The organism is Shimia sp. (assembly GCF_039969785.1).
Lineage (GTDB): Bacteria > Pseudomonadota > Alphaproteobacteria > Rhodobacterales > Rhodobacteraceae > Shimia.
This window is the reverse complement of the sequence record NZ_JBDVNC010000014.1, coordinates 105,957-118,081: the sequence shown is the minus strand read 5'-3', so window position 1 is coordinate 118,081 and position 12,125 is coordinate 105,957. Positions and strand designations below refer to the sequence as shown.

Here is a 12,125-nt window from a genome sequence, read left to right as displayed (position 1 = left end):
CAGATCCGAGGATAATGGCAGAGAATATCTGGCGGACAGGTTGACGGATAAACTCAATTTGATTGAGCGAAGATTTTTGCATCTTTTGCCTCCTGTGGCCTTCACCTATCTATAAATCGTGGTTTTCTCCTCGTCGAGAATAATATTCTAAAAAGTGAATACTTAGTCAGCTCTAAAGTATCTCAAGAGACGCAAGCGCGCGTGATCAGTTGGTCTTAACCTGCACTGCAATCTAACAAACGTCGGCTTGTTGAGAAGCACTGTGCATTTATGAGATTGGCTCACACGTTTTCTATCCCGCTTTGAGCGCCGCCTCGAAACCCTCGCGGTCCGCATTTATCTTCTCTAAGACATTGCGAAGTGCATAGGGCCTATCATCATGCAGCCCGCTCCAGATGATGATTTCGATCAGGATTGGGGCAAGGTCTCGCCCCTTTTGGGTTAGCGCATATATAAACGCGCGGCGGTTTTCCGGGTCACGGGATTTAAGCAATATCCCTTCGGCTTCCAGATGCTTGAGGCGCGCAATCAGAATGTTTGTCGCGATGCCTTCATCTGCCTCCAGAAACTCGCTGTAAGTGCGTTTTCCACGCAGCATGATCTCGCGGATGACCAGCAGGCTCCACCGATCTCCGAATGTATCGAGACCAAATGCTATGGGGCAACCGGTCTCTCGCTTTTTGATTTCTTTGCTCATTTGTAGGGTTCTAAAATTAAATGTTGCATTATGCAATACGTAAGTTTAAGAATCACGTATTGCATTTCGCAATATATATATCGAAAGGAACCGAACAATGCCACATATTCACGTAACAGCCCCGCAAAACGCCCTGAGCAAAGACCAACAGGACGCCCTTATGTCTAACCTGTCAAACGCCGTTCTAAAGGCGGAACGCGCGCCAATCGAAAGCGCTGGTGCGCAGTCTCTGGTCTGGGCGTATTGCTTCCCGCCAGGTGACGTCCAGTGAGGTCTCCTGGCGGGAAGCAACGCTCCTATGAACGATCCAGAATGCGACACTCCTCAGCATCCTGGTTCAACCCCTATGAGCCATCAAAGCGGTCGCATCTATGCCCGCTTAAGTGGGCGCTTGCGCTAAATTGGCCCAAATTGAACGAACGCCCTAGATCAAATCATCGACGGTTAAAGAGGAAACCCCTTGTTCCATTGAGGATGTCGCAGCGAAAGATTTACATAATCGCGATTTTCTTGTTTTTCGGGCCGATTTTGTCAACTTAATGTAAACATAGGGTAAACCTTAGAGGTCGAAAACAGGGCTAAATCACCCGATTTTGGGTTCTGAAGGTTTCCAACTGTTTTACTCATGTAAACATTAGGCTACCTATGTAAACGTCGTTCGTGGATCCGGCGAGGTGCCCCGATCCAGCCTTTCCTCGCCGGCAGGCATTTCCCGATTACCGTCACTCCCGCCGAGGCACACAGATACGTCTCAGAAGCTGCACGCGGCGCAAGGTAGGTCGTGGGTCGCGATCGTTGCTCACATCGCGTAGAAAGCGCAACCAGGCGCGCTCATTAGGTGTGAGGTCATCATTGTCATTCATCCTGCACCTATCTCCCGAAGATTGCTTTGATGGCTGTCTGAGATCTGCCGGTCAGCCGGGGATCCGTGTTATTTGAAGCCTCGCGGATCACCTGCAACCAGCCAAGTTCATTTTTGGTCACCGGTGTGTCAAAAACCTCCACGATGGCCTCTGCCGCTGTGTCACCCATCGCCTGCTCCATAGCCAGCCGCATCAGATAGGCAGGATCACACTCCAGAGCACGTGCCATCGACGGCACACGATCCATAGCCAGCTTGCTGGTGCCGTTTTTGATCATGGTCACCATGTTAGCGTTCGGAAAACCGGTTTCGCTCGCGATCTGTAACTGAGATTTCTTTGGTTTCAGCTCAAGCACACGGCGTTCGACATACTTGGCCAGCTTGGTGGTTTCATGTGGTTTCTTGTTCATCGCTATCCTCATAGATGTGACGCAGCTGCGCTGCTTGCATTCTTTATAGCGACGGCGTGTATGGGGATTTCGAGGGACATGCAGAACTCAAACGAATTGGTCTCCACCATGTTATGCAACTGATTTTGTTCCATTCTCAACTTGACCAAATGCGTCTCGCGTCCTCTAACTCTCCTATCGGCTCATTTTCTCTGAGGCATCTCCGTGGCATTCAAATTTGTTCACACAGCTGACATTCATCTCGACTCGCCCTTGAAATCACTTGCGCTACGTGACCCAGGTTTGGCAGAGTTGATCGGCAACGCCACTAGGACCGCACTGTCGCGCATTATCGATTTGTGCATTTCCGAGGAGGTTCACGCTTTGGTGATCGCCGGCGACCTTTACGATGGCAGCCAGACATCGATGAAGACGGCACGTTTTCTCGCTCAGGAGATGGAGCGACTGACAGCAAGTGGTATTCTCGCCTTCCTGATCCGAGGAAATCACGACGCCTCCTCCAAGATAACCCGTGAATTGGTTCTGCCAGACGCACTCAAGGTTTTCTCTGGCCGGGCTGAAACCCTTGAAGCAACGCTGAATGACCACGCCGTCGCTATCCACGGCATTTCATTTCGACTGCCCCATGCCCCGGAGAGCCTGCTGGGCCATTTCAACTCACCAGTTCCAAATGTATTTAATATTGGCATTTTGCATACAAGCCTGGACGGCGCCACCGGACACGACCCATACGCCCCATGTGCGCTCGCCGACTTGCAACAAACCGGGTATGACTATTGGGCATTAGGGCATATTCACAAACGCTCGGTTCATCCGGGGAAAACAACTGTGGTGATGCCCGGCATTCCACAAGGGCGCGATATAGGCGAAGCAGGACCAAAATCGGTAACTCTCGTCTCGGTGGATGATGACGGCATGGTCAGCCAGCAGGAACGGGAAGTGGCTGTCGCTCAGTTCGAACGGCTTGCAATCGATTGCAATGCAATCTCTGACTGGAGCGTGCTTGTGGATACTCTGAAACAGACACTGAAGACAGCGCGGCACGAATTTTTAGGCGAGAACCTGATCGTGCGACCAATACTCGTAGGGCAATCTTCCTTGGCTTGGCGCGCCAACAGGGATGCCGACCTGCTGCGCGGTGAGGCGCAACACATTGCAGAACAGATCGGAACCATTTGGATAGACAAGGTAGAGATCGCTTTGCAACCGGATGAGGGCATTAAACCTGGCGGCGCAGTGGGCGACATGATTGCCCTAGTGACGCAGGGCACCGCAAAAGCCGACGATCCCAGCGTGCAGGCCGAAATCGACCTTATCCTCAAGCATTTGCCGCGTGAATTGCGAGGATTCATCGGGGACAGCGAAGAGCAGGTTGCCGCCGCACTCGACGATGCGATGAAGCAAGGTGCAATGGATATACTCGCTCGCCTTGAAGAGGCGGAGGCTGAGTGATGCGCCTAAATTGTCTCGATCTGACCCGCTACGGAAAATTCACCGAACTGAGCCTGCCTTTTGGCACCAAGGAAAGCGGAAAACCCGATCTGCACGTGATCTACGGCGCCAATGAGGCCGGCAAATCTACGCTGCTTTCGGGCTGGCTCGACCTGTTGTTCCAGATCCCGGTGCGTAGCTCTATGGGTTTTCTGCACCCTTACTCTTCGATGAAGCTCGGTGCTGCGCTTGAGATTGACGGACGCATACACGACGTCATCAGGATCAAGAAACGCGGCCATTCTTTGCTGGATGCTCATGGCTCTCCGATCGGCGAGGCCTTGTTGCATGGCGGCTTGCGCGGCCTTGACCGGTCGTCTTATGCGGCAATGTTCTCTCTCAACCGGCAGACACTCGACGAGGGCGGCGAGAGCATCCTGGCCAGCGAAGGCGATCTGGGAGAGTTGCTGTTTCAAGCCAGCGCCGGGCTGAGCGATCTTACAACACAGCTCAGCACGTTGCGTGAGGAATCCATGGAGTTCCTGAACGCGACAGGACGCAAAGGGCGGCTGAAAGAGTTGCGGGCTGAATTTGACGAACTTGGTGTCCGGATAAAGGGTCTGGATACCGCCGCGCCAGAATTTGCCCGAATGGCAAAAGAGCGTGATGCAGCGCAGGCCATCTGGCAGAACGCCCGGAAAACGGCCGAAGCAGCACAGGCCAAACTTCTTGAGACCGAGCGATTATCAGGCGCATTACCGCTGGCCATTCGTCTAAAACGTTTCGATGGCAATATTGCTGATCTCGGAGACACGCCTGTTCCGCCTAAGGGCTGGCTCGAAGAGTTGGCGGCACTGGACCGCGCTGAAACGGAAATGGCAACACTCTTGGAGACCACGGCAAAGACGGTGAATGAACTTCAAGTCGATCTGGGCAGGATCCCGCAGGACAACGGCATTCTTGAAGCAAGCGATGCCATCGCGAGCACGGAAAACCTGAAATCCGCCTATGATACCGCATTGGTGGACCTGCCGAAGCGCGTGAAGGAACGGGATGCAGAGGACCACGCAATCCGAGACAGCCTTGCCCGTTTGGATCAGGCGGGTGTCGACCCTGCCACAGTGCTGCCGCAGGTCACCGTCTTGGGTCGCCTTCGCGGTCTGGTCGAACAACATTCCGGCGTCGCAACAAAACTGGCCAGTGCTGCCGAAGAACTGGAGCGCGCTCGGGTGGACGCTGAGCAGACCGCGCAGCGTCTGAACAAGGCCGGCGGAAGTGCGGCTGATTTGGGTGCGCTTGTTGGCCTGGTTCAAAACACCCGTCGTGATGATCCAGTTGGATCGCTCGATCGCTCGTTAGAAATGCTGGCCGACGTCGAAGCAGATTGGCAGGAAAGACTCATAGCACTTGCCCCATGGTCAGGAGATGGCACCGCAGCCGAAAGTCTGGTCCGCCCCAGCCGCTCTACTCTTGAACGCTTAGCGGCAGATTTGGAGAATGCGGCAAAAGAGACCCAGCGCGAGCGAGAAACGCTTGAGCGACTTGAAGAAGACGTCGTGCAGCGTGAATCTCGTCTGGCGGAAGCCGATGCCACGGCCACTATTACTCTGGAAGACGCGGCAAAGGTCCGGGCACGACGTGAGACGGAATGGGGCCATCATAGGGCCAAACTCAACAACGAAACTGCGGATCGCTTCGAAGAGGCGATGCGACTTGATGATCAGGTGGCCGCCACCATCACTGATCAGCGGACACGGGCGGAAATGGCACAAGAGTCCGAACGTGCTCTAATTGAAGCGAAGCGACTGGTCGATGCGGCGAAAACTCGTGTTAAGGAGGCTGAAACGCGACACGATGAGCTGGCCACCACCCTTGCTGGGATAGTGACGGGCATGTCCACACTCCTGCCCTCGGACATGAATATCGCACTATTTTTGGCGTGGCTGACAAAACTCGACCAAGCCCACGAAGCTTTGCGTAACCGTAGTGAAGCCCATCGCAAGGTCTCTGGCTGCAAACGCTCGGTTGACCGTGCACGTTCCGGGCTCTTGCTTGCACTGTCACAGGCTGGACGTGACTTGCCGGAGACAACTGACCTGACCCTCGTGCTGGAAACAGCGCAGTCGCTATTGGATCGCAAGACTAAGATCGAGGCCCTGAGTGAAGCAGATGTGATTGCACAGCAAGAACTGACGCGGCGCGCAAAATCCATGGACGAAGCCAAGGCGTCCATGGCTGAGTGGCAATCCGAATGGAAAGCGGCCTGTGCGGAAACCTGGATGGCGAAAACATTGCCCAATGTCTCAGTTATGCGCGCTGTCCTCGCAGAGTTGGATCAATTACGCCGCCACCACGACCGAGCAACCGAACTGGACCACCGCATCGCTGCAATGCAGACAGACAGCGACCAATTCAAGAATGCGGTCAACAGGCTGAGTGAACGTCTCGGCATAACCAAAGAAGGCCCAGCTCATGAGATGTGGCACGATATAAAGCAACGACTGCGATTGGCCGAAGTCAGTCAAAGCCAGCGCGCCGATCTTGAGAAGCGACTGGAAAATGCAACGCTGGCCCAAGCTGACCTCAATCGAAAGGCAAGAATCCATCGCACCAGAACGGAAGAGTTCGCAAGCTTTTTCCAAGTGGACACCTGGCAGCAGGCCCGTGAAGCACTGACTCGTGCCGGCGACCGCACTCTGCTGGTAAAAAGCCGCAATGAATGCGCTGCAGATCTGTGTGCCCAGATGCATGCCGGAAAGACTGAAGAAGCGCTGGAACGGCTGAAAGGGACCGATGAGATAGAATTGGAAGCACGTGCAGAGAGCCTTCGAACAGATTTGAAAACTCTGAGGTCAGATCAGGAAGAGGCGCACACGGGCTTTCGTAATGCCGAGGATGCCCTAGAGAATATCGGTGGCGATGAAGCCGTTGCCCGGCTTGAGGAGCAGCGCCAGACACTCCTTCTGGAGATGGAGGATGGCGCACGGCAAAACCTTCAACGACGGCTTGGCCTGCTTGCGGTCGATGCCGCACTCAGACAATATCGCGACACCCATCGCAGCGGCATGTTGGAACGCGCATCTGAGGCGTTTCGCGCCATGTCTCGCGGGCGCTATTCCGGCCTTGCCGCACAACCGGACGGCGCACGCGAGGTTCTCGTAGCACTGGCTGCAGAGGGCGGCTCCAAGGAAGCTGATCAGCTTTCTGACGGCACGCGCGCGCAGCTCTACCTGGCTCTAAGGATCGCGGGGTATCACGAGTTTGTTCGCAACAACGGACCAGTTCCATTTGTCGCGGATGACATAATGGAGAGCTTCGACGATGACCGTGCGGCTGAAGCGTTTGGGCTTTTGGCAAAGATGAGCGAAACCGGCCAGGTGATCTACCTGACGCACCATACCCATGTGTGTGATATTGCACAGAAAATTTGCCCAAGTGTGCGCATCCACGAGTTGCCGATTTGAATCACCTTTTAATCACTTTTGCAGACAAGCTCCCGCGGCCTGCACCCTAGCAGAACTCAACAGGCCCACTATTCTTCTCTCGGTCGCAACAGCCGTGGTCCCATCTTGCATGTAATAATTCAACCATTCCCTAACAGTGCGAATCCGCCAACATGCCATGGTAAATCCTCCACCCCGAGATACAAAGAAAAACGACCGCCAGTCATGATGGCGAACAGGGCAAAGGAATCGTTTAGCCCCTGTTTTACTAGAGCGACCAGCAGAAGTGACGCCTGAAGCGGGATTGTCCGTCGTCATTCTCATTTACCGGAAGCCAGACTTTCCAAATCAATCAGAATATCCGGATTGCTACCCTTGCCTTCCAACTCTTCACAGACTTGCTCAAGGATCCTGTGGTAGCGTTCCAAGCGCCCATCATGGAATTTGCGCTTGGACAAAAACATGGCCAATTCACGGGTGGCAGATGCTAAACGATCAGCAACTGGATCTTGGCCAACAACGAGTGCCCAGGGGTCGCGTAACCGCCAACGCAACAAACCGACCAGCAGGTAAGGGCCATAAATGTAGGCCGAAGTAAAATCTCGCCCGATTGCCTCGAGCACTTTCATTTCTGCAACTTCTGCTAGGAAATTGACTTCGCTGCGTTCCAGAAGCAACGGTGCACTGTCTGTGCGCGATAGCATAAATGCGGCGCAGGCGATCTGGTCCTTTTTCCACCTCTCCAAAGGAAGTGATAATAGGTGCCTGAAAGCGCGCTCTTGATGCTTCGGATCACGTGCTGTTCTTCCTATTCCCTGCAGCATGAGACCGCGTGATCCACCGGATTGTACAAAGGTATGATTTCCCGTTTGCGCCTCAGCTCCGTCTAACAGATGCGGCACGATCCATTCTGGGCACATATGGAAAAGCCAGGTCAGAAACCGTAGGGATTGGTTATCTCGTGTTCCTTCTCCTGCAAGTCGTTCATGGACGTCTTTTTCAGCGAGACTGATTGCGTCTTGAAGCAAATAATGCGCGGATTGAGGTAGCTCACTTGGAAATTCGCCATCACTCGAGAGAGCATACTCACCAAAAGAACGGCTTGACAGTTTCCCAGTCAGGGCCTTCCAGTCTGGTGCTGACATATCGAGCTCTCGCGCAAGTATATCTTCAAGCCCAGGCTTGTTGTCTTGCTCGAGCCAGGATCCCATCCCACCCGGCAAAACCAGTCGTTTTGGTACAGTGGGATTTTCCTGTTCCAGACTCTCTATGATCTCTTCCCAACTTTGGTCGAGCTCTGATGCGTTTTTCCAGTCCACGACCAAAGGACCAGAAAACGCGTCGGATATCGGCACCAATTGCAGATTCCAGCGAGAGCGACACAGGCGGAAGGTCGGGCAAAGACCGCTGCGGGGACAAAACCGAATGATGAGCAAAGCAATTAAATTAACGCGCCCTTTGAAATTTGAAACCGGTCACTTAACCTGAGCAAGCCAATGAACAGAGGCTTATCTATGACTGACAAACACGACGAAACAAACAGCTGGCAAACTTCCCAGCGATATCCCGATCCTTCCGTGATCTCGCTCGATCCGCGCTTTGATCGATACAGGTTGCCTTTGGCCGGGGTCGAGCGGTTGGCAACCGGCTGTCGCTGGTGCGAGGGGCCTGTGTGGTATGGTGATGGACGTTACCTTTTGTGGAGTGATATTCCAAACAACCGGATCATGCGCTGGGATGAAGTTACTGGGCTGTCATCCGCGTTTCGCCAACCATCGAATTTCGCGAATGGTCAAACACGCGATCGGCAGGGCCGCCTGATCACCTGCGAACATGGCGGGCGACGGGTGACACGCACGGAATATGACGGTTCCATAACGGTGTTGGCAGATAGCTATGACGGCAAAAGGCTCAATTCGCCTAATGACGTGATTGTCAAATCCGATGGCAGCATTTGGTTCACCGATCCGCCATTCGGCATACTTGGCAACTACGAAGGCCACCGAGCTGAACCCGAGCTGGGCCAAAACGTTTATCGGCTAGATCCCAACACAGGGGCGCTGAGCGTCGTTGCTGATGACATTTTTGGACCAAACGGGTTGGCTTTCAACCCCGACGAAACGGTCCTCTATATCGTGGAATCGCGGGGCGTACCGACGCGCAAGATCTTGGCCTATGACGTGGGCACGGACGGGGTCTCGATTCAGAACAAGCGCGTGATGATCGACGCCGGGCCGGGAACGCCAGACGGGTTCCGCGTAGATGTGGATGGCAATCTCTGGTGCGGTTGGGGCATGGGCGAGGCAGAGTTGGATGGAGTGATGATCTTCGCCCCGGACGGAACCTCCATCGGTCGCATTGCCTTGCCCGAACGCTGCGCCAACCTCTGCTTTGGAGGTCGTGCAAACAGTCGGCTTTTCATGGCTGCAAGCCATTCTGTCTACGCTCTTTATGTTAATATCGCCGGAGTGACGGGAGGTTGATTGCACTTCCGGCAATTCCCGCATGTATCTCAACCTGGAGCATTGCCTACCGTAAACACCTATCTCCATACCGCAACCGATGTACCTGAAACCCACCTCGCGGGCGTACTTTCAGGGCGCACGGGATGCCGGTCTTCTTGCCCACCCCATAGCCAATGATCCAGCGAATGACGTTTGACGGTTCTGAATTTCTGTTATCTGGATTGGCATACCCTTGCCGCTCATCGACGGTTTGAAGCCATGTTGGCGCAGGATCTTCTGGTAATCGTGCGAACAATATTGCGACCCACGATCCGTGCGATGGATGCAGTCCTTAGGTGGCGCACGGAACGCAATCGCCATCTTCAAAGCCCGGATTGCCAAGTCCCGTTTCATCCGATTGCTCACGGCCCAACCAATAACGCGGCTGGAATGCAGGTCCAGGATGACGCCGAGATACAACCAACCTTCTCACGCCCAGATATAGCTGAGGTCACCAGCCCACTTTTGGTTTGGGGCATCATCGTTGAAGTCGCGATCCAACAGGTTCGGCGCGATGTTGAACATGTGATCGTTATCGGTTGTGACTTTGTGTTTACGCGTTCGCACTACCGGGTTCAGAAAAACTGTGTTCGCCTTGCCAACGACGCGCTTATCGCCCAGTACGAAGGCCTTGCAGGTCGCGTCCGCCCATCCAAGCCGACCAATTGACTCATAGCGCCCAACGGGTGTCCAGCCGGCGATAAGCTCATTCAGCTGTCTGCGCGCGGGCGTTCCTCTGGCGATCTTGAGACCTTGGTCACAAAGGTCTGCGAGCACTTTGTTAAAGCCAAAGGTCAAGTCTTTTTCGAGAACGTAGCGGCGTCGCACGACGTCCTCGGGATTCACGAACTCAATGCAGCGGCTCCAACTCGCATGCTGGACATTTCGGCCACTGGCTACAACGGCCAGTGGCGAACACAGCCATTCCAATTCAACCTCACCATCCTTGCCGATAGTTTCCACGTAAATTCCCTCATGTGTAGCCGGCCTCGGTAGCGATCTGGAGCTGGGACTTCGTAGGTTTTAGCTCGAGCATCCTGCGTTCGATGTATTTTGCTAAAGGAGTTTCTTCGTGTGGTTTCTTGGTCATTTTCGCTCTCTCAAATGTGACACAGCGCGTGCTGCATGTCTCAAATATAGCGATATTGAAGTTGGGGATGCGTGGCGGGAAGTAATTTATTTTCAGTATTTTAACAAGGATTCAGCTCACGCCACTTGGCCGAATCCGTGTCCAATGTCAGTCTTTTGAGAGGGGACAACAGATTTTTTTGGGAATTTTCTGCATCCGACGTTTGGGTTGCTATAGTTAAAACATGCACGTCAATCTGGATACTCTGCAAGCCGCATATAGCAAGGCGGCCTTATTGGTTATTGAAGACCCGGTTTATCTGCCGGTCTTCGAGAGGATCGAGCGTGAAATCGCCCTTTTCAAAAACCAGGGCGACACAATCCAGCGCGCGAAGGCCATCGCCAGGCGCTAAAAGGCCGTCGCCTGAATGAGCCCCCGCAAGTGGTCCAGGCTCGCTCCCTTGCCATATCGTTCCCGATCTAGCGCATGCCCCATCAGATCGCGCCGGATGCGATCATCGAACCCTGCGGCCAGCATACGGTCCTCGAAGCTGTGACGTAGGCTGTAGAGTGTGTGCTTTGGAGTCTCCATCAAGCCATTTCCGCGCAGGAATTTATTCACTGTCGCTGACAAGCTGGCGGAACTGTCCCGATAGCGGGGGAAGCCGTCCGGGCAGGTACGTATGGCTTCCAGACTAACACCGCAGAGCGGTATCACCCGACGCGCATTGGCGCTCTTGAGCTGACGCTCGACAGGTTCAATGGATATATGCGGCACGCTCCCTTCAAGGTTTATCTGGTGACTCGTCAGAGCTGCGAGTTCGCTCGGTCGAGCACCTGTATTGATCATGGAGAGCAAAATGCAGCGCGCATCCTTGTTCAGTCCGTCCAAGGAGCCTGGCGCTAAGATCTTGCCACGGATCCAATCGTCCGAGAATGGAGGTCTCGCTGAGGCTTCACTTTCTTTGAAACTGAGATCGGACAGGGGAAGAAGCAAGTTCAACCGTTTCATTTTGTTAACTGTCTTCAGGACCTTCCCAAGATGGATAAGGTCCTTGTTCGCACTCCCGGGCGATAGGCCTTCATGCTGGAGCCGATCGAGCCACCAGGCGCGAAAGTCAAGCATGTCGTCGCCGGATATGGCCGAAATCGGTTTGTCGCCGACAACGCTAATGAATGTGCGAATGGCTTTTTTGTACGGATTCTCCCACTTGCGAACCTGATCCTTGCTCTTCCCAAGGGTCTTCTCCCGCGCCAAGTCCCAATAAAGCTCAAGGGCCCGGGTGACAGTGATCTCGGGCTCCCTGGCACCACCGAGAAGCGCTGCTGCCTCCTTCAAGTCAGGCTTGCCTTTGCGGACGGAGACTGCGTCGATCCGCTCTAGAAGTTGGTCAGTGGGCAGTGTTGCGACTCTGTCGACGCGCACGTACCGAAAGCTACGCGCCTCTGCCAGTTCACGAGCCGCTTCGAACCTTTGCTCCGCATCCGATGTGTCGCCGGCTAGCTTGGCCTCCCAGCCAGCGATCAACTGCTCCCACGCCGGGCCAGCCTTCACCTCTGCTTCGGACATGCTGTCCGTGTGCAAGGCCAGCCAGATGAACTTGCGCGCCTCGACGGATTCATACCTTTTGGGGACTCTTCTGTAGAGAGAAAGCTTTTTACCGCGGGGTTTGATCGCCATTCTTGCCTCACTGCTCGGTCAACAATGTA

Annotated in this window: 9 protein-coding genes and 1 pseudogene; 5 read left to right on the top strand and 5 right to left on the bottom strand. The window is 54.3% G+C overall.

The window, feature by feature from the left end:
* Positions 1-292: 292 nt before the first annotated feature.
* The gene (locus ABJI08_RS06530) at positions 293-697 is read right to left on the bottom strand and encodes a helix-turn-helix domain-containing protein (RefSeq protein WP_348401017.1); all 405 of its coding nucleotides are present in this window, start codon (positions 695-697) and stop codon (positions 293-295) included.
* Between the two features lie 97 nt (positions 698-794).
* Between ABJI08_RS06530 and ABJI08_RS06525 the strand changes: the two genes are divergently transcribed.
* Positions 795-968, top strand: coding sequence for a hypothetical protein (locus ABJI08_RS06525; RefSeq protein ID WP_348401016.1), 174 nt, complete (start codon positions 795-797; stop codon positions 966-968).
* Positions 969-1,567: 599 nt separating this feature from the next.
* On the opposite strand, the gene ABJI08_RS06520 is transcribed toward ABJI08_RS06525, so the two are convergent.
* The gene (locus ABJI08_RS06520; protein ID WP_348401015.1) at positions 1,568-1,969 is read right to left on the bottom strand and encodes an XRE family transcriptional regulator; all 402 of its coding nucleotides are present in this window, start codon (positions 1,967-1,969) and stop codon (positions 1,568-1,570) included.
* A 204-nt stretch (positions 1,970-2,173) separates the two neighbouring features.
* On the opposite strand from ABJI08_RS06520, the gene ABJI08_RS06515 reads away from it, so the two are divergent.
* Positions 2,174-3,421, top strand: coding sequence for a DNA repair exonuclease (locus ABJI08_RS06515; RefSeq protein ID WP_348401014.1), 1,248 nt, complete (start codon positions 2,174-2,176; stop codon positions 3,419-3,421).
* The gene (locus tag ABJI08_RS06510) at positions 3,421-6,864 is read left to right on the top strand and encodes an AAA family ATPase (protein ID WP_348401013.1); all 3,444 of its coding nucleotides are present in this window, start codon (positions 3,421-3,423) and stop codon (positions 6,862-6,864) included. The genes ABJI08_RS06515 and ABJI08_RS06510 overlap by 1 nt, the downstream gene beginning before the upstream one ends.
* A 299-nt stretch (positions 6,865-7,163) precedes the next feature.
* Here the strand turns inward: ABJI08_RS06510 and ABJI08_RS06505 are convergent, their stop codons facing one another.
* Positions 7,164-8,279, bottom strand: coding sequence for a hypothetical protein (locus tag ABJI08_RS06505; RefSeq protein ID WP_348401012.1), 1,116 nt, complete (start codon positions 8,277-8,279; stop codon positions 7,164-7,166).
* A gap of 78 nt (positions 8,280-8,357) precedes the next feature.
* Between ABJI08_RS06505 and ABJI08_RS06500 the strand changes: the two genes are divergently transcribed.
* Positions 8,358-9,326, top strand: a complete 969-nt coding sequence (locus ABJI08_RS06500) for an SMP-30/gluconolactonase/LRE family protein (RefSeq protein ID WP_348401011.1) — start codon at positions 8,358-8,360, stop codon at positions 9,324-9,326.
* 210 nt (positions 9,327-9,536) lie between these two features.
* Here the strand turns inward: ABJI08_RS06500 and ABJI08_RS06495 are convergent.
* Positions 9,537-10,310 (bottom strand): annotated as a pseudogene (locus ABJI08_RS06495) (DDE-type integrase/transposase/recombinase); the annotation flags it as partial.
* A gap of 350 nt (positions 10,311-10,660) precedes the next feature.
* On the opposite strand from ABJI08_RS06495, the gene ABJI08_RS06490 reads away from it, so the two are divergent.
* The gene (locus ABJI08_RS06490) at positions 10,661-10,828 is read left to right on the top strand and encodes a hypothetical protein (protein ID WP_348401010.1); all 168 of its coding nucleotides are present in this window, start codon (positions 10,661-10,663) and stop codon (positions 10,826-10,828) included.
* On the opposite strand, the gene ABJI08_RS06485 is transcribed toward ABJI08_RS06490, so the two are convergent.
* Positions 10,825-12,096 (bottom strand): tyrosine-type recombinase/integrase, encoded by a 1,272-nt coding sequence (locus ABJI08_RS06485; RefSeq protein WP_348401009.1) that lies wholly within the window; start codon positions 12,094-12,096, stop codon positions 10,825-10,827. The two genes, ABJI08_RS06490 and ABJI08_RS06485, sit on opposite strands and share 4 nt — an antisense overlap.
* Positions 12,097-12,125 lie beyond the last annotated feature (29 nt).